The following is a 17,709-nucleotide window of genomic DNA, read 5'->3' as shown; positions in this document are numbered from 1 at the left end:
CTCCACGATCGGCCTGGTCACTGGGCGAGCCACGGCAATATGAGTATGCTGTGATGTAAGCTCTGCGAATTGGCGAGCTAAGCCAAGGCTGCCTTCCTGGCTCGACCAGATAGTATCCAGGGCAGCGCATAATAATGCAGTAGTAGGGGACAGCCACGATGCTGAAAGAGAAAGCCGGTAGCCCAATCCATGAGATAGCCGCCGTTCCCAGAGTTATTCCGAGAATATCAGCCACCCTGACCTGCGATGCTTGGCGATGAACAAGACCGGGTCGTAGATATCTCTGAAATGCAATCGATTTCGGGTCGGGGTGTGTCTTTGACAAACATCATGGCGGACGCAAACTTGTCGGGGAGTCGTGACGCATGCGGCGGACACTGACAGGCTGCGCGCTGCTGCTCTCCCTGTTATCCGTGAACAGTTTCGGAGACGGACCTGCCATCGTCGTCATCGTCAACAAGACGGTACAGCAGGCTTCCCTGCCGCTTGAGACGCTGAGGGCGATTTTCGCGATGCGACAGAGAACCTTCCCCGATGGGCAGGCCGTGCATGTCTTCGTCCTGCCGGACGACAACCCGGTTCACGAGGATTTTTCCAAGAAAATCCTGGGGGTCTACCCGCATCAACTTCGACTCGCCTGGGACCGTGCCGTGTTCTCCGGCACCGGGCAGGCCCCCAACGAGGTCGCCAGCGAAGCTGAAATGATCGAGGAGGTCGCCTCCACGCCCGGCAGTGTCGGATACATCAAACAATCAAGCCTGACGGATCAGGTTCGGGTGCTCGACATTGAATAAACTGAAACCGCTCTCGATCGCAGCCCAAGCGGCGATATCCCTGATGCTCGCGGCCAACGCTCATGCCGTGGGAATGTCGGATACCTTCCAGGTGCACGGTTTCATGAGTCAAGCACTCATCGTGACCGACCATAATGATTTCTTCGGGCCCAGTAGCGAGGGTGGCGGAAGCTGGGAATACACCGAGCTGGGCTTGAACGCCTCTTTTCGACCGCTAAGTAACGTACTGGTGGCGGGGCAACTGCTCGCCAGGCAAGCCGGAGACGATGGCGAACTGAATGACCCCGAGCTTGATTACGGCGTGGTGGACTATCAGTTTTTGACGGACAACGAGAATACCGTTGGCGTGCAGTTTGGGCGATTCAAGAACCCGTTTGGATTATACAATCAGGCCCGAGATGTAGCGGTCACTCGCCCCAGCATATTGTTGCCGCAGTCTATCTACTTTGATCGCACTAGAAAGCCGGCGCTGAGTTCTGACGGCGTGATGGGATACGTTGAACGGCGCATGGACAACAGCGTGGTAAGGTTGCAGGTCGGCGTTGGAAACCCCAGGTTTGATAGTCAAGTGGCCGGATCGTTGTTAGGCAGTAACGGCTTGGGCGACTTTTCTGGAGAAACTTCCTACATTGGCCAGATAAGATACGAGTACGGTGGCGGTGCCGTCGTCCTGGCACTGACAAACGCTAGAGTCAAAGCTAAGTTCGAATCCACGGAAGAGGCGCCGGGTAATGGCGATTTCCTCTTTGAGCCATGGATTTTTTCCTTTCAATACAATCAAGAGAGCTGGTCCTTTACGACCGAATATGCGCTGAGAAATCTGAAGACTGATAATTTTATCGATCCCTATAACTACAACATTACCGGTGAGAGCTGGTATGCCCAATACTCAAGAAGGCTGAGTGCTGACTTGGACTGGATCGTGAGGTATGACTCGTACGTCGTCGATCGTGATGATAGGAGGGGGAGTAGTTTCGCGGCACAGTCCAACCGGCCTGCGTTCTCTCGATATGCCAAGGATTGGACGACCGGTCTTCAGTGGCAAGTTTACCCCCGCTTTCTTCTGTCGTCCGAACTGCATCATGTTGAAGGTACGGGATGGGTGCCTGTAGTTGGTGGGGGGGCGTCTGAAAACCAGAGTAAGTATTGGAATATGTTGCTATTCCAGGCTTCCTATTTTTTCTAATGGCGCCAATTCAAGGCCGATTAAATGCAAAATAGAAAGAACGTTTTTCGGATTAGCCTAAAATGGAGGGCGTTGGTATTTACTAGCCTTTTGCTGTTGGCATTGGCAAGCCTCGTTGCATGGGTGAGCAATCACGCCTTGGTGCAACAATTTAGTCAGTCTCAAAAATCGTTCTATGATCGTCAGCGGTATGAAGTGTCCCTGACCCTACAAAGTTCGGCGGATGCCATGCGGCAAATAGCGAGCCTATTGGCATCTTCCCCCAGCCTGAGTCATGCTTTACTTGAGGGCGATGCCGCGGACATAGAATCGGCTCTATCACCGCAGTGGCCTACGCTCCAGCTGGATGCCGGACTCGATGACGTCAGTGTCTACGATAGCGATACTAAAAGTGTAATAACACTAGGGCAAGAACAGTCTGACAATCAGGCAGCTGTAGATGCCGAGTGGTTGAGGCAGGTGATCAAAGAAGAAAGGCCAATGAAGAGGCTAGCCTGCTACCGCGAGTGTCGTCAGTATGTGGCTGTTCCTGTTTTGGCGGAAGGTACGGACGCGGGCGTCATCATGGTTTCTCGTTCGCTTGCCGATGTAACTCGCTACATGCAAAAAAGTTCCGGTAGCGAAGTGGCGCTGCTAGTCACTGCCTCGGGGTTGACCAGCTATGCCAATGACAGGTTTTTGGATGGTTGGAATGCGAATTTGATTGCTTTGACGCATGAGGATACTAGTTGGCCATTATTTGAGTCTATCGCTAGCAGAATAGCATTCTCCGATGTCAATGGAAAAGTCGCTAGATATACTGAGGGTGATAAGATTTTTGAAGTCATTGCGATTTCCATAGATAAAGACAATCAGCAGGTGGGCGGGAAATCCGGATACTTCCTGCTGGTGTCGGATATTACGGCTCAGATAAACTCGATATCCAGCACTACGCGTATGGTTCTTCTGATTGCACTGCTGGGGTGGTTGGCTTCGGAAGTGATTCTGTTCAGTATGCTGAAAAATCGAATGGATAGACTAAGAATCATTAGTCGAAAGCTTCCCTTGTTGGCACAGCGGCGATACGACGTGATGCGAGATTCGATGCCGCCAGCGAAGGTCTTCTTTCTGGATGAGCTCGACACTCTGGAGGGGACGGCAATCGAATTGGAAACCAAGCTTGAGGGTATGGAGAAGGAGATAAACCTTCGGGGAGTCGAGCTGGAAAATCGTGTGAAGGAGCTGGCAAGAGAACGTGACTTCGTGTCAGGCCTTTTCAACACAGCCCAGGTTCTAATCGTGATTCATAATCGAAATGGTCATATCACCTTGACCAACCGGTTTTGCGAATGGCTGACAGGCCTATCGGGTGATCAGCTGTCTGATAATAAATTTCAGGACGTCTTTGCGGCAGAACTGGTTAATATTGATGAATTTTTTGATGGTGGTGGTCAACAGGAAAGCAAGTTAGTCTCGGGGGACGGTGAGATCAGAACCATTGTCTGGTATCACACTCCTCTGGAAACGGAAGATCGTGGTTCCCATCAGGAGCTCATCTCTGTAGGGGTGGATATTACCGAGCGAAAGCTGGCAGAGACGAGACTGCTCTGGCTGGCCAGCCGAGATTCACTGACCGAACTTTACAATCGACGGTTTTTTGAAGAAGCCTTGTCTCGCGCCGTCACGCCCAGCTCGTTTGGTGCGGTTCTTTATCTTGATCTGGACCGCTTCAAGGAAGTTAACGAGACTAGCGGCCATCAATCAGGCGATCAACTGCTGCGGTTGGTTGCAACGGCGTTGTCGGAGCTGGGCCAGGGTAATGTCGTGGCGCGCTTGGGAGGGGACGAGTTCGCCATTCTCCTCGAACATGCGTCCCAACAGAGTGCTGTCGATATGGCTCAACGAATCGCGAACCATCTGGAACAGAAGACACTGCACGTCGAGGGTCGTATTCATCGCGCCAGTGCGAGCATTGGCATCGCACTCTATCCGGCTAACGGGGCTTTTCCCGACGAACTGATGGCCAATGCCGATTACGCGATGTACCAGGCGAAAGTCGATGCAGCGCAGCGGTGGTATCTTCTCTCTCCTGAGCAGCAGGGACGGGAAGAGATAAAGCAGCGCGTTTATTGGGTAGAGATGATCCGTAATGCGCTACTCAATGACAGTTTTGAACTCATGGTCCAGCCAATTTTTCGGTTGGTCGATTTCGATGTCCAACACTATGAGGTGCTGCTCCGGCTGAAAGATACCAACGGTGAAAACTTGTCTCCCGGCGTTTTCATACCGGTCGCCGAGCAGAGTGGGCAAATCGTTGCGGTCGACAGGTGGGTGTTATCGAATGGCATTCGTCTGATGTCTACGCTGGCTGATACTACCGCCAATTTGGCTATCAATTTATCAGGCCAGTCTTTGCATGACGGTGACTTGACTAATTTCATGAAAAATGAGTTCGTGCGTCATGCGGTTGATCCTGCACGAATCATCGTAGAGGTCACCGAGACTGCAGCCGTGACAGATTTTGCCTCAGCGAGATGCGTGTTGGAGAGTATCCGGGCCTTGGGTTGTAAAGTAGCGCTGGATGATTTTGGTGTTGGTTTCAGCAGTTTTCATTACCTGGGGCAGTTTCCTGCCGATTATATAAAAATAGATGGTTCTTTTATTCAAAAGCTCCCCGAGAGTGAAGAGAGTCAGCTGATAGTCAAGGCCATCGTGGATATCGCCAAGGGAATGGGTAAGAAGACTGTCGCGGAGTTCGTCGATAGGTCAGAGTTGTTGCCATATCTCCGGGGGTATGGTGTTGATTATGCTCAGGGGTTTTATCTGGGGAAGCCTGCGGCGATAGCGGATACAGAATTTTATAAGGTACAAGGGGGCAGGGGTGGAGAATGAATTTTTTGACCTTTTTAATGTCGTTTTTGCTGCTTCCGAAAGCGATCGCTCGCGGGTTTTTTCCCTTAGACACAAAGTTTATTGTGAAGAGCTAGGTTATGAACCTATTGACGCGAAGAATCGGATCGAAAGAGACGAGTTCGACGGCCGGTCTCTCCATTGCCTGGTAGAGCATCGGGCAACGGGACTTTCCGCAGGTTGCATGAGAATCGTGTTTCCCGGTGACCGGAACCAGAATGGTTATGGTTTGCCAATCGTGGAGCATTGTCGTGAACATGGTGTCGAGATCAAGCTCGATTCCAGTGTTCGATCCGCGGAACTTTGCGAGATATCTCGTGTGGCGATCCCGAGCTATTTTCGGTCCGGCAGGGTTGAAGATACGGCGGTGGATGGTTTCGGTGAGTTCGTTTTTTCACAGCAGGAGAGACGCTTTTTCCCGATGATCGGGGTTAGTCTTTTTTTATGCGCCACGGCGTTTACCGGGCTGATAGGACGCTTTCACGTTCTTGCGATGATGGAAAATCGTTTTCAGAGGTTACTGGCGAGGTCGGGTATTCGATTTTCCCAGGTGTCTCAGCCGATTCACTTTCGTGGTGAGCGTGCGGCATTTTATATCGACCAGCGATATGCCGAGAGTGGTATGCGAGACTCGATCCTTCCCTTGTATCGCTCGATCCAGAAGGACTTGTCACGACAGATCATGGAAAAAGGTAACGTCCCTAGCATTCTGGGCACCGAGACGCTGTGCAAGATATTGAATTGATGCTTACGGAAGTCGGTCACAACGATGTCATCACTGAAAGCGACGACGACCCGAGTCGTCGTCGCCAGTCTAGCGTCAGCCAATCGCTGCGGCGATCTTCTCGCCCAGGCTCTGTGTCGTTCCCTGGCCTTTCAGGTCCGGGGTCAGCGCTGACTTGTCGTCATCTGCCAGAACTCGCTCGATTGCGCTGACCATCGCCTCACCCGCTTCCTGATAGCCGAGATGCTCCAGCATCATCGCGCCACACCAGATCTGGCCGATCGGGTTGGCGATACCCTTGCCGGCAATGTCCGGAGCGCTGCCGTGAACCGGTTCGAACAGGCTCGGGAACTTGCCCTCCGGGTTGATGTTCGCCGAGGGCGCGACGCCGATGGTGCCGGTGCAGGCGGGGCCGAGGTCGGAGAGAATGTCGCCGAACAGGTTGCTGGCGACGACGACATCGAACCAGTCCGGATGGAGCACGAAATTGGCGGTCAGGATGTCGATGTGGAACTGGTCGACGCTGACGTCCGGATACTTCCCGGCCATCGCTTTCACGCGCTCGTCCCAGTAGGGCATGGTGATCGAGATGCCGTTGGACTTGGTCGCGGAGGTGAGTTTCCGGCGCGGCCGACTCTGCGCCAGCTCGAAAGCGTATTTCAGCACCCGGTCGACCCCGGTGCGGGTCATCACGGTCTCCTGCATCACCGTTTCACGCTCGGTACCCTCGAAGATCTTGCCGCCGATGCTCGAATACTCGCCCTCGGTGTTTTCCCGCACCACGTAGAAGTCGATGTCACCGGGCTCTCGGTCGGCCAGCGGGCTCTTGATCCCGGGCATCAGGCGACAGGGCCGGAGGTTGATGTACTGGTCGAAGTGGCGCCGGAACTGCAGCAGGGAGCCCCACAGCGAAATGTGGTCCGGCACCTTTTCCGGCCAGCCGACCGCGCCGTAGAAGATGGCATCGAAGCCGGAGAGCGTCTCGAACCAGTCGTCCGGCAGCATCTTGCCGTGCTCGAGATAGTAGTCGCAGCTACCGAATTCGAAATGCTCGAACTCGAGGCGGATGTCGAAGCGCCTGGCGGCTGCCTCCAGCGCGCGTAGCCCCTCTGGCACCACCTCGGTACCGATGCCGTCGCCGGCGATGACGGCGATCTTGTGCGTCTTGTCTTGAGCGGGGTCGTTAGCCATGGCTGGCTTACCTCATGAAGTGAGTAAGTTGCTGGAAGAGCGCATCCGGCGCTTCCTCGGGAAGGTAGTGACCGCAGGGCAGGGCGCCGCCTTCGACGCCGTGCCTGGAAACCGCCCGCCATTCGCCGAGGGCATCGAAGCAGCGCTCGATCACGCCGTGCTCGCCCCACCACACCGCCAGCGGAACCTGAAGATGCCGGCCAGCGTCGCGGTCGGCGCGATCGTGCTCCAGATCGATGGTGCGGGAGGCCCGATAGTCCTCGCACAGGCCATGGGCTGCGCCCGGGAGCGCCAGGCAGCGTTGATACTCGGCGATCGCGCGTGGGGAGAACGGGCCTAGTCCGGCATGGCGGCCACCCATGATCCGGGTGACATAGTCGGCGGGTGCCGCTTCGATCCAGGATTCCGGCAGCGGCCTGGGTTGAATCAGGAAGAACCAGTGCCAGTAGGCGGTGGCGAAAGCGAGGTCGGTGGCCTCGTACATTGCCAGCGTCGGTGCGATGTCCAGCACCATCAGCTTGTCCACTCGCTCGGGATGATCGAGTGCAAGCCGGTGTGCGACCCGTCCGCCACGATCGTGCCCGCAGAGGAAGAAACTAGCGAAACCGAGCGCCCGCATGACCGTTACCTGGTCGGTGGCCATCCGGCGCTTGCTGTAGTTGAGGTGCTGTTCGTCTCCCTCCGGCTTGCCGGAATCGCCATAGCCGCGCAGGTCGGTCGCGACCACGGTGTAGTGCTCGGCGAGCCTGGGGGCGAGAAGATGCCAGATGACATGGGTCTGCGGATGGCCGTGAAGCAACAGCAGCGCCGGGCCTGCGCCCCCGACCACGCCATGAATGGCGATGTTCGGTTCCACCTCGATATCGAATTCGCGAAATCCGTCGAACATCGGTCTGGCCTCGCTCCTGGGTTCGTGGGGTCGCCAGGATCAGTGTAGTCGCTGCCGGATTCGGGATAATCCGGTTAAGATCGAAACCACTATTGCGTTGAAGTGGAGAATCCGATGTCCGCGGTCGACGATCTGGCCTTCTTTCAGCGGGTCGCCCAGGCCGGCAGCTTGACCGGCGCGGCCCGGGAGCTGGGACTGTCACTCTCGGCGGTCAGCAAGCGGCTGCAGCAGCTCGAGCGGCGCCTCGGCGTGTCGCTGGCGGCGAGAACGACGCGCCGGTTGTCGCTTACGGCGGAGGGGGAGCGCTACCTGCAGCGCGGAGCGATGATCCTCGACGACCTGGGCGATCTGGAAAACTCGCTGCGGGACCAGGGCGCCATGCTCTCGGGGCGGCTGAGAATCAACGCCACCTTCGGCTTTGGCCGGCGTCATGTGGCACCGCTGATCTCGCGCTTCGCCGCATCTCATCCACAACTGGAACTGCTGCTGGAGCTGACCAGCTTTCCGGTCGGCCTCGACGAACAGGGATTCGACATCAACATCCGCGTGGGTGAGCCCCCGGCGTCGCGCTGGATCGCCAGGCGACTGCTCGCCAATCGCCGGATACTCTGTGCCGCACCCGGTTATCTGGCGAACGCGCCCAGGCTCGAGCGACTGGAGGACCTGGCTCACCACCGCTGCCTGATCGTGCGGGAGAACGATACCGACTACTCGCTATGGCGGTTCGAGGCCGCCGACGATACCCGCGCCCGGCGCGCCATTCGCGTGCATGGACGGCTGGCGAGCAACGATGCCGAGGCGATGACACGCATGGCACTCGATGGCCATGGCGTATTGTTGCGCTCCTGGTGGGATGTCCACGAGCATCTGGCCAGCGGTGAGTTGGTGCCGTTGCTGCCGCAGTGGCGGGGGATCCGGGCGGATTTCCACCTGCTCTATGCCGAACGGGCAAGGGACAGTGCCCGAATCCGGCAGTTCGTCGATTTCATGATGGCCGAGATGGCAGGGCGAGTGCCGCCGCTGCCTTGACCGGCAAGACACGTCGCCAGACGCGGAGTGTCAGAGAGCCGGACAAACCTTTCCGAGGAGAGATTTTTTGACGCCGACCAGCGACGACCCGAGGAGTGGCCGCCAGGGATGGCAGGCAAAAAAATGCCCACCAGGGGATGGTGGGCAAGTAAGGGATCATTCAAGGGAACACCTACTCAGAGTCGGCCCTGTTCCATTAGTTCCGGGCGAAGACAAAAAAATCGCCACGAATTTGTAACGGTTTTTTGCTACGTCAAGCCGTGCCCCGGCGGTGGCTCCCGATATCTTGATCTACAACGAGAATTTTTCCCGCACCGCATCCCACGCGGGCTCGCCTTCGCGGGTCGTGACGCCTTCCATCATGGCTTCGATGCGATCCGGATGCTCCTCGATCCAGGTCGTGGCGACCTCTTCCATCGGCTTCTCCTCCTGACCGTACTGCTTGATCATCCAGCTCTGCTCCTCGGCGGAAAACGAGAACTGATCGAAGAAGGTCACCAGATTCGGGTTGGCCTCGGCGTAGTCGCTTGCCATCAGCGTGCGCACGTCGCTGGCGCCGTTGCCCTCGCCGAACAGGTTCTTCGAGTCGCTGAGGTAGTGCATCGGCAGCTCGAGGTTCATCCAGTGCGGCGTCCAGCCGACCCAGACGATGGGTTCCTGGTTGGCGATGTGGCTCTTGGCGGCGCTCAGCATGCCGACGGTGCTGGTGTCGACCAGGGTCCAGTCCCCCAGGCCCCAGGTATCTTCCTCGATCGCCTTGTTGAGGATTTCGCTGGCGGCGGAGCCGGCACCGAACCCGTAGATCTCGCCGTTGAACTCGTCGCGATGGGCGTCGAGATCGGCGAAGGAGGTGACCCCGCTGTCGTAGACATAGTCCGGCACCGCCAGCGTCATCTGTGCGCCGGTCACGTTGGTGGCCAGGCGGGTGATACTGCCATCGGCTTCCAGTGGCTCCAGCATCGGGTTCTGGGCCGGCAGCCAGGCGCCCAGGAAGACATCCACGTCGCCGGAGTCCAGCCCCTGATAGATCACCTGCAGACCGATCTCCTGGGCCTTGCCCTGATAGCCCAGCGGCGCCAGCAACTGGCGGGCGATCTCGGTCTTCACGGTGATCCCGGGCCAGGACGGGACGCCGAAGTTGATGGCTTCGTCAGCCGCCACTGCCGAACCCGTGCCGGCCAGCATCACGCCGGCACTCATCATCAAACCGGTGGTCAGCGTCAGGGCGGAAATCGTCTGCGGTCGTTTCATTTGTTGTCTCCTGTCGTTCCCTAGTGGGCGTATGTCCCCTGGCCAGAATGTGCCGGGGATACACGCGGAAGAGCCGCCCGGTCATGCAGTGATGACGTCGGGCGGCTCGTATCAACGCCGTGCCATGGAGTTCATCTCGACAGCACGCGCAGATGTGATTGCAGCATGTCCAGGTCGAGATAGGTGCCCTGGAGATGGCGCTTGCCGGTATTGGGGTCGAAGGCGTTGCGGCCGTGCAGCACGCGGCGGTTGTCGAAGGCGACCATCTGACCGGGTTCCAGCGTCAGTTCCACCCGGCCCTCGGGGCGACGCAGAATCTGCCATAACGCACGATAGGCGTCATACCACGCCTCGATTTGATCCGACGGCAGGCTCAAGGTGTCGCGAATCCAGTTGTTGAAGCGGATCTCGCGGGGGCGGCCTTCGCCATCCAGGTCGATCACCGGCTCGCGCACGGCGATATCGTGGCCGTCGTCCTGGAAGCGGAAGTCGATGGGCGTTTCCGACAGTACCCGGAAGGCCTCGGGATTTTCCGCCCGCAGGGTCTCGGCGGCGGCGAACCCGTCGGCAAAGCTGGACTCGCCGCCCTCGGCGTCGTTCTCCAGGCAGTAGAGCAGCTGGATATCCGGCGGTTGGCGCCAGTTGGGCAGGTCGGTGTGCAGTTCGAGGCCGATCGCCGTATAGGCGGCATTGTTCGGATTGGGGACCGAACGCACGTCGAACCGGCCGCCGAAGTTGGTCGAGCGCATCGGACCGATGCTCTCGGCGATGCGAGAGACTTCCTCCTGCTCGCACGGCCCCTGGTCGAGCATGACCAGACCGTCACGCAGCAGGGCGGTGGCCCAGCGGCTGCGGCCGTCGCTGCCATCGACGAAGTCGGCGTGGCTGACATGGCTCGGCGTGAAGTGCGTCGGCCACGGCGTCGGTGTCGGCAGCAGCGTGGCGAGTTCCTCTCCGGGGCAGCGCTGGTAGAGCCAGCCGGCATCGAAGCGCGACACGTGGCCATCCTGCCAGGTGAGCGTCGATGCGTTGGCATCGAACTCGAACGAGGCCAGCGCGTCGTCGCCTTCGAAGCGCTCCCATAGGGGATCATCCAGCAGCTTGTAAAGGCGCTCACGGGTCAGGGGGTGGCGGCACTGGTCGCAGGCGCAATGGTCACGCAGCCACATCATCGGAAACTGGCCGGTACGGCCGTCGGACCAGTGCAGCGTCAGGCGGCGTGCCTGGCGCGTCACGCTCTCCAGCGTGGCGGCCGGCGCGCCACTGCCCTGACGATAGCGGCGCAGTTCGGCCATATCGATGGGGGCTGGCGTATGACGATGGGTCAAGGCGTCATTGAAGGCGTTTCCGGATGACAAAAGGGCACTTCCTCGATGGCTGTCGCGGCCATCTTCGTTAGTAAAGTGTGTTATTGCGTTTCACTAGGATGCGGATTGCTTCAGGCCATGACAAACGATTAATCTGGACGCTAAGGCCAAGCTTGGCTAATGACCGGCTTTGTCTATTAGCCCAACGGCTGATTTCGGCTAACGCGATTTCAGCCGGCCCCTCTCCGCGAGACGCTTTCAGGAAACGAGATGTCCGAACTTCCCCCGGTACTGTGGCTGCAGGCGTTCGAGGCGGCAGCGCGAACGTTGAGCTTCACCGAGGCGGGGCGGGAGCTCGGTGTCACCCAGTCGGCGATCAGCCAGCGCATCCGGCTGCTGGAGGATCGTGTCGGGCAGTCGCTGTTCGTGCGCTATCCCCGCAGCCTGGCGCTGACCCCTGCCGGGCAGGCGTGGTTGCCCAGCGTGCAGGGCGCTTTCACCCGTCTCGCCGAGGGCACCTCGGAAGTCTTCGGCCCCAGCCCGGGGGCACCGGTCACGCTGCGCGCCACGCCGGCCATGCAGCAGACCTGGCTGGCGCCTCGGCTGATCCACTTCCAGCGGATGCACCCCGAGATCACCCTGCGCCTGGTCAGCGCAATCTGGGCGGACGATTTCGGCGCCGAAGGAGCGGATCTGGAGATTCGCTACGGTCATGGCGACTGGAACGACGTGACGGCGGAGTGCCTGGGGGAAGAGCGGCTGCTACCGGTCTGCTCGGCCGCGCTGGCGGCGGAACTCGAGACGCCCGAGGATCTCGCCGGCAAGACGCTGCTGCACGCGGCGGGATTCGCCGCCGGCTGGCCGCGCTGGCTGGTGGAAGCGGGGTTCGCCGGCCTCGAGCACCGTTGCCAGGCGATGATCTGCGACACCCACGTGACCACGCTGGCCCTGGCCTCCTACGGCGGCGGTATCGCGCTGTCGCATCGCCGCCTGCTCGAGGCCAGCCGCGATCTGGTGGCACCGTTCGAACTCGACATGCCGACCGACGAAGCCTTCTGGCTGGTCCGGCCCAGCCGTCGGCAGCTGCGGCCGGCGGCGGCGGCGCTGTGGGATTGGCTCTCCCAGACCAGCGAGTCCCCGCCGTGAATTCGCGCCCGGAATCGCGGTGGGCGCTACACTATGCTGACGCAGCAGATTCTCACCGGAGGTGGACCATGCGCACGCTCTTCACGCCCGCCAGGCGCCGCAACACGCTGATCGCGACCTGTCTCGCGCTGATCGTGGCCAGCGCGACGCTGGTCAGCGCTCCCGCCATCGCCGATGGCGTCACCGTCGTCGACCCCCAGACCGGCCACCGCGTCAGGCTGCCGGACAACGACCGTGACGGACGCGCCGACTACGTGCCCAAGCGCCTGGATGTCCACGTCAGCCCCGGACTGACCTATCCGCGGGAAACACGAGAGCAGCGGCCCAGCGGTGGCGGTTCGATCTGCCACGGCAACGATGGCGGCTCGACCCTCTCCACCGCACGGCGGAACTGCGATCCCACTGCCCCGGCCGGCGATGGTGGCGCTCAGGATGCCCCCGGCTCTGCCACGAACTCGCCGTCGACACCGACTCGCCCCAGCTCCTCCTCGTCGACTCAGCTCAACTGAGCGAGCCGCTTCAGCCGCGTCTGAAATACTCGCCGACCACGTCGACGACGCGGTCGATATCGGCCATCGAGACATCGCGGTGGGTGACGAAGCGCGGCGCGTAGAGCGCGCCGACCAGGATACCGCGCGCTTTCAGCCAAGCGTGCAGATCGGCGGGATCGAGCGCCGGGCGAGTGAACTCGACGAACACCATGTTGGTGGCCTGCGCCGTCACCGTGATGCCGTCGATCTCCGCCAGTCCCGCCGCCAGGCGCTCGGCCTTGGCGTGATCCTTCACCAGCGGCGCGAGCTGATGCTCCAGCGCGTATTCACATGCCGCCGCCAGCATGCCGACCTGGCGCATGCCGCCGCCGACCACCTTGCGCCAGCGCCGCGCCGTCTCAATGAAATCCGCCGTCCCGACCAGCACCGATCCCGCCGGTGCCCCCAACCCTTTCGAGCAGCAGATCGAGATCGTATCGAAGGGCGAGCACAGCGATTTCAGGCTGGCACCGGTCGCCGCCGCCGCATTGCCGATTCGCGCCCCGTCCAAGTGAGTCGCCAGGCCGAAGCGCCGTGCCAGGGACGTGGCCGCTTCGACATAACCGGCGTCCAGGACCTGGCCGTGAAAGGTGTTCTCCAGCGTCAGCAGGCGCGTGCGCGCGAAGTGTGGATCGATCGGTTTGACGGCGGCCTCGATCTTCTTCAGCGGCAAGGTGCCGTCGGCCTCGTTCTCGATCGGCTGCGGCTGGATACCGCCCAGCACCGCGGCGCCACCGCCCTCCATGCGATAGGTGTGCGCCTGCTGGCCGACGATGTACTCGTCGCCGCGCTGGCAGTGGCTCAACAGCGCCACCAGATTGCTCTGGGTTCCGGAAGGGAAGAACAGTGCCGCCGCCTTGCCGGTGCGCTCGGCAGTATAGGCTTCCAGGCGCGCCACGCTCGGGTCGTCGCCCCAGACGTCGTCACCCAGCGGGGCATCGAACATCACCTGACGCATCGCCTCGCTGGGGCGGGTGACGGTATCGCTGCGGAGATCGATCATGGCATTTGGCCTTTTGCGCGGGGTACTGGAGTGGTTGAAGGATTGTAGCGGCAATGATGGCGCGTTGCGGAACCCAGGATTGTCACCGCCAGCGCCGATTTGTCTCGTCGGCGGCGCTGACGCATGATGCCACTCCTCTCCAGTAATCAATAAACAACAGGAGCACCGCATGACACAGTATGCCGTGGTGGCCTATGACTATACCGACGCCGAGGCGCTCGATCGCCGGCTGGCCAATCGCGATGCGCATCTGGCAGGGGTTCGTGAACTGGCCAAACAGGGGAAGTTCCTCAGCGGCGGTGCGATCCTGAACGATGAAGGCAGGATGATCGGCTCCAATGCCCACTTCTGCTTCAACGACCGGCAGGCGTTGGACGCCTGGCTCGAGAGCGAGCCCTACATGACCGGGCGGGTTTGGGAGCGAGTCGACATTCGCGAAGTGAAACTCTTCGATCCGAACGCCTGAGAACCATGACCGACGCTCAACTCCTGCCCGCGCAGGTTCGCCAATTGCTAGAGACGGCGCCTCGCCAGACTCTGCCGCTGACCTACCAGCAACTCGCCGAGGCATTGGCCCTGCAACCGCCGCGCACCATCCAGCGTGTCGCCCAGGCACTGGAGAGCACGATGCGCGAGGATGCCCAGCATGGCCGGCCCTTTATCGCGGCACTGGTCGTCAGCCGCCGCGGGGATGGACTGCCGGCGCAGGGTTTCTTCGATCTCGCGGTGGAGCTGGGGCGGTTTCCCGCCGAGCCGTCACGGCAGGCCGAGGCCTGGCGGGAGGAGGTCGAACGCGTGCTGGCGGCTATGGCGTAGGAGTCGTTGGGAGGCCAGCTTCCCGCGCCCATTCCAGGGCGTCTGCCCCCGCGGGAATGCGCATCGGCGCGGCCGGATCGGTTGCCGCACGCCAGACCGCCTCGGCTACATCCCGCGCATAGGTGACCGGGCCCGATTCGTCGCTGATCCGGGTGATCGTCTGCTGAATCAGATCCGCGTAGTCAGCACTCTCCAGGCCGTGACGATGCGCGTTGTCACCGAACTGCGTCTCGGGAGAACGGCCGGGCAGCACGACGCGCACACCGATGCCGAACGGTGCAAGCTCAATGGCCAATGACGCCGAGAACGCATTCACTGCGGCCTTGCTGGCCGTATACATCGATAGCAGCGGCAATGCCTTGAGCGTGACGGTCGAGGTCACATTGATGATGGTGCCGGCGCCCCGAGCACGAAGTTGCGGCAGGAAGGCTTGGGTCATCGCCATGGTGCCGATGGTGTTGGTCTCGAACAGCGCACGTGCCAGGTCCGGGTCGGTGAGCTCGAACGGTGCGGCCGCGCCCACGCCGGCATTGTTGACCAGTACGTCGATCGGGCCGGCGGCGTCGACGGCCGCGGCTATGCTGGCGGGATCGGTCACGTCGAGTGCAAGCACGCGTAGACGATCGGAGGTCGGTAATACATCCGCGCGCGGCGTGCGCATGGTGGCGATGACATGCCATTCGCGCTCAAGAAAATACCGCGCGATCGCCAAGCCGAAGCCGGACGAACAACCCGTGATCAGAACCGTCTTCATGGGAACTCCTGTGATCCGAACATTGAGCTACACACGATAGGCGTCACTGACCGCACTCACTACAATCCATAATCCAAATTTCATTGGCGAGAGTCCGATCATGATCGATCCGCTGGCCGAGGTGGTTTCCCTGCTACAGCCCAGCATGCGGTTTTCCAAGCTGATCGTTGGTGGCGGGCCCTGGCGCGTGCGCCGCAGCGATCCGGGCGACTTGTTCTATTGCGTCGTGCTGGAAGGCGAGTGCCTCTCCTCCCCCGGTGCCGGGGAACCGATCCATCTCACTGCCGGTGATTTCCTGCTGGCTCCATCGGCGCAGGACATCGTCGCGTCCAGTCATCCGCCACCGCCACTCGATGTCGAGAACTGGCCTGTCGCCATCGGCGACGGCGTATTCCGGCTCGGCGCGGCGGATGCGGCGCCCGATGTGCGCATGCTGATCGGCCATTGTCATTTCGAATCGCCCGACGCGGCGTTGCTGGTCTCGCTGTTGCCGCAACGCGTGCATATTCGCGATCAGCGGCGACTGGCGATGCTGGTCAAGCTTGTCAGCGAAGAGTCGCGCGCCGATCGGCCGGCGCGCGATATGGTGCTGTCGCGGCTGCTGGAAGTACTGATGATCGAAGCGCTGCGAGTCACCGGAGAAACAGCGGCCTCGCCCGGCCTGGTGCTCGGGCTCGCCGATAATCGCCTGGCGAACGCGATACGTGCCATGCACGCCGAGCCGACACACGCGTGGACGGTGGCAGAATTGGCGCGGCAGGCGGCGTTGTCACGGTCGGCTTTCTTCGAGCGCTTCAAGCAGACGGTCGGTCTTGCGCCGATGGCGTATCTGCTCGCCTGGCGCATGGCGCTAGCCAAGCGAATGTTGAGAAACGATCAGAGTCGTATCGCCGATGTTGCCGAGCGGGTCGGCTACAGTTCGGCGAGTACCTTCAGCGTTGCCTTCACGCGCCACGTTGGCACGCCGCCGACGCGGTACGCCAATGACAGAAAGCCGCTAGAAGCGAAATCAGATCAGTCGTCACATGATCAGGGTCAGTGACGACCTTGGACTGCTTACGGACAAAAGTTGGATGCGTACATCGGGCGCCACCCAATGACTCGCAAAAACACTGCCGGCTCGGCGCTTCTTCGATTTCGCGGTAGAGCTAGGGCGGTTCCCCGCCGATCCGGCGCAATATACCAAGGCCTGGTGGCAGGAGTTCGAGCGTGTGCTGGTGGCTATGAGTAGAGGACTGCGACAAACACTCCGACCCCAGCCGAAGCGCGGGTCAGTCGTCCTTGGCGCCGGTCGCCGGCAATTCCATCAATAGCGGCCCGCCGGCCAGCGCCTGCTGCAGGCGAGTGACGAGAAGTTCCAGGATGGCGTCGTTCTCGCCCACCAGCCGGGTCGTTACGACATTCAGGCCAGGGGCGCGAGACATCGCCTGGGCGCAGATCTCGGCGATATCGCCGCCTTCACCGGCGTGCCGGCCCGGCGAAAGAAACAGCATCGAGAGGATCACGTCGCCTTCGGCCAGCTCCGGCGAGGCCAGCAACGTCTCCAGCAGCGGCTCGTTGAAGCGATAGGCATCGCCCTCGCGGCGCTCCATGGAGGCAAAGGTCACACACTCGGCCTCATCGGCCAGCAGTGCACTCAGTTGCCCGGTCAGGTAGTTGCGTACCGCCGTAACCTCCGGGATCGGGCTGCCGTGATCGACCAGCACGACCTTGGGCCGGGACTGGCCGCTAATGCGCTCGCGCACGTTATCGGCGAGAAGTTGCGCCAAGCGCAGGTCAGGCGCCAGCAGCGTATCGACCAGCGGCGGGGCGACCCTCACCGACAGCTGCGGGTAGTTGGCCTGCACCTCGGCCAGACGCTCCGGCAGGTAGCGGGTCAACGCCTGGCTGGGCCCGAAGAAGAAGGGCAGGATCAGCAGTTCGGTCACGCCCTCGGCCGCATATCGTTCGGCCAGCGGCCCCAGGGAATCCGCCTTGCGACAACCGAGCTGCTCGGGCGGAATCTTGAACGAGTGCAGTAGCGATGCGGCCTCGACCGCGTCACCCGTGGCCTGGCTCAAGGCGTCGGCGAGGCGACGCAGGTTGAGCGTCGCGGCAGGGCGCAGGGAACCGTTGTCGACGAGCAGTATCTTTCGCATGGGGCCTCAAAGCTGGCGCAGATGGGTGTCAAATCAAGTCTTTCGCCGCAAAACGAGCCGAC

At 60.7% G+C, this 17,709-nt stretch carries 17 protein-coding genes; 10 read left to right on the top strand and 7 right to left on the bottom strand.

What is annotated here, in order from left to right; translation table 11 throughout:
• The first annotated feature begins 365 nt into the window (after positions 1-365).
• The 4 genes from AAGT95_RS01895 to AAGT95_RS01880 are packed head-to-tail and all read left to right on the top strand — an operon-like array spanning position 366 to position 5,614.
• Complete coding sequence (locus AAGT95_RS01895; protein WP_240612267.1) at positions 366-794, top strand: hypothetical protein; 429 nt, start codon at positions 366-368, stop codon at positions 792-794.
• Positions 787-1,980, top strand: coding sequence for a hypothetical protein (locus AAGT95_RS01890; RefSeq protein ID WP_342595341.1), 1,194 nt, complete (start codon positions 787-789; stop codon positions 1,978-1,980). Before AAGT95_RS01895 ends, AAGT95_RS01890 begins: the two co-directional genes overlap by 8 nt.
• A 24-nt stretch (positions 1,981-2,004) precedes the next feature.
• Complete coding sequence (locus AAGT95_RS01885) at positions 2,005-4,851, top strand: bifunctional diguanylate cyclase/phosphodiesterase (RefSeq protein WP_342595340.1); 2,847 nt, start codon at positions 2,005-2,007, stop codon at positions 4,849-4,851.
• Positions 4,841-5,614, top strand: a complete 774-nt coding sequence (locus tag AAGT95_RS01880; protein ID WP_342595339.1) for a PEP-CTERM/exosortase system-associated acyltransferase — start codon at positions 4,841-4,843, stop codon at positions 5,612-5,614. Before AAGT95_RS01885 ends, AAGT95_RS01880 begins: the two co-directional genes overlap by 11 nt.
• Before the next feature lie 75 nt (positions 5,615-5,689).
• Here the strand turns inward: AAGT95_RS01880 and AAGT95_RS01875 are convergent, their stop codons facing one another.
• Both AAGT95_RS01875 and AAGT95_RS01870 read right to left on the bottom strand, forming a co-directional pair.
• Complete coding sequence (locus AAGT95_RS01875) at positions 5,690-6,784, bottom strand: tartrate dehydrogenase (protein ID WP_342595338.1); 1,095 nt, start codon at positions 6,782-6,784, stop codon at positions 5,690-5,692.
• A gap of 7 nt (positions 6,785-6,791) precedes the next feature.
• Positions 6,792-7,673, bottom strand: coding sequence for an alpha/beta hydrolase (locus AAGT95_RS01870; RefSeq protein WP_342595337.1), 882 nt, complete (start codon positions 7,671-7,673; stop codon positions 6,792-6,794).
• A 114-nt stretch (positions 7,674-7,787) separates the two neighbouring features.
• Here AAGT95_RS01870 and AAGT95_RS01865 point away from each other — a divergent pair, with 114 nt between their 5' ends.
• A complete protein-coding gene (locus AAGT95_RS01865) occupies positions 7,788-8,702 on the top strand; it encodes a LysR family transcriptional regulator (RefSeq protein ID WP_342595336.1) in 915 nt (304 codons plus the stop codon).
• A 291-nt stretch (positions 8,703-8,993) separates the two neighbouring features.
• On the opposite strand, the gene AAGT95_RS01860 is transcribed toward AAGT95_RS01865, so the two are convergent.
• Both AAGT95_RS01860 and AAGT95_RS01855 read right to left on the bottom strand, forming a co-directional pair.
• Entirely contained in the window at positions 8,994-9,953 is a 960-nt protein-coding gene (locus AAGT95_RS01860; protein ID WP_425353322.1) for an ABC transporter substrate-binding protein, read from the bottom strand.
• Positions 9,954-10,084: 131 nt separating this feature from the next.
• On the bottom strand, positions 10,085-11,311 hold the full coding sequence (locus AAGT95_RS01855) for a TauD/TfdA family dioxygenase (RefSeq protein ID WP_342595335.1): 1,227 nt from the start codon (positions 11,309-11,311) through the stop codon (positions 10,085-10,087).
• Positions 11,312-11,530: 219 nt separating this feature from the next.
• On the opposite strand from AAGT95_RS01855, the gene AAGT95_RS01850 reads away from it, so the two are divergent.
• Both AAGT95_RS01850 and AAGT95_RS01845 read left to right on the top strand, forming a co-directional pair.
• On the top strand, positions 11,531-12,406 hold the full coding sequence (locus tag AAGT95_RS01850) for a LysR substrate-binding domain-containing protein (protein ID WP_342595334.1): 876 nt from the start codon (positions 11,531-11,533) through the stop codon (positions 12,404-12,406).
• A 68-nt stretch (positions 12,407-12,474) separates the two neighbouring features.
• Entirely contained in the window at positions 12,475-12,915 is a 441-nt protein-coding gene (locus AAGT95_RS01845) for a hypothetical protein (RefSeq protein ID WP_342595333.1), read from the top strand.
• A gap of 10 nt (positions 12,916-12,925) precedes the next feature.
• Here AAGT95_RS01845 and ltaE read toward each other — a convergent pair whose 3' ends face one another.
• Positions 12,926-13,939 (bottom strand): low-specificity L-threonine aldolase, encoded by a 1,014-nt coding sequence (gene ltaE, locus AAGT95_RS01840; protein ID WP_342595332.1) that lies wholly within the window; start codon positions 13,937-13,939, stop codon positions 12,926-12,928.
• Between the two features lie 169 nt (positions 13,940-14,108).
• Here ltaE and AAGT95_RS01835 point away from each other — a divergent pair, with 169 nt between their 5' ends.
• Both AAGT95_RS01835 and AAGT95_RS01830 read left to right on the top strand, forming a co-directional pair.
• A complete protein-coding gene (locus tag AAGT95_RS01835; protein ID WP_342595331.1) occupies positions 14,109-14,405 on the top strand; it encodes a YciI family protein in 297 nt (98 codons plus the stop codon).
• 5 nt (positions 14,406-14,410) lie between these two features.
• On the top strand, positions 14,411-14,755 hold the full coding sequence (locus tag AAGT95_RS01830; RefSeq protein ID WP_342595330.1) for a hypothetical protein: 345 nt from the start codon (positions 14,411-14,413) through the stop codon (positions 14,753-14,755).
• Here AAGT95_RS01830 and AAGT95_RS01825 read toward each other — a convergent pair.
• Complete coding sequence (locus AAGT95_RS01825) at positions 14,745-15,509, bottom strand: SDR family oxidoreductase (RefSeq protein WP_342595329.1); 765 nt, start codon at positions 15,507-15,509, stop codon at positions 14,745-14,747. The genes AAGT95_RS01830 and AAGT95_RS01825 overlap by 11 nt on opposite strands.
• A 100-nt stretch (positions 15,510-15,609) precedes the next feature.
• On the opposite strand from AAGT95_RS01825, the gene AAGT95_RS01820 reads away from it, so the two are divergent.
• Positions 15,610-16,551: an AraC family transcriptional regulator gene (locus AAGT95_RS01820; protein WP_110597930.1), complete on the top strand. Its 942-nt coding sequence runs from the start codon at positions 15,610-15,612 to the stop codon at positions 16,549-16,551.
• Between the two features lie 229 nt (positions 16,552-16,780).
• Here AAGT95_RS01820 and AAGT95_RS01815 read toward each other — a convergent pair whose 3' ends face one another.
• Positions 16,781-17,647 (bottom strand): sirohydrochlorin chelatase, encoded by an 867-nt coding sequence (locus AAGT95_RS01815; protein ID WP_110597929.1) that lies wholly within the window; start codon positions 17,645-17,647, stop codon positions 16,781-16,783.
• Between the last annotated feature and the right edge of the window lie 62 nt (positions 17,648-17,709).

This window comes from Salinicola lusitanus (genome assembly GCF_038648475.1).
Taxonomy (GTDB): Bacteria; Pseudomonadota; Gammaproteobacteria; order Pseudomonadales; family Halomonadaceae; genus Salinicola; species Salinicola lusitanus.
Note: the sequence above shows the minus strand (reverse complement) of the source record. Positions and strands in the feature narration are given on the sequence as shown.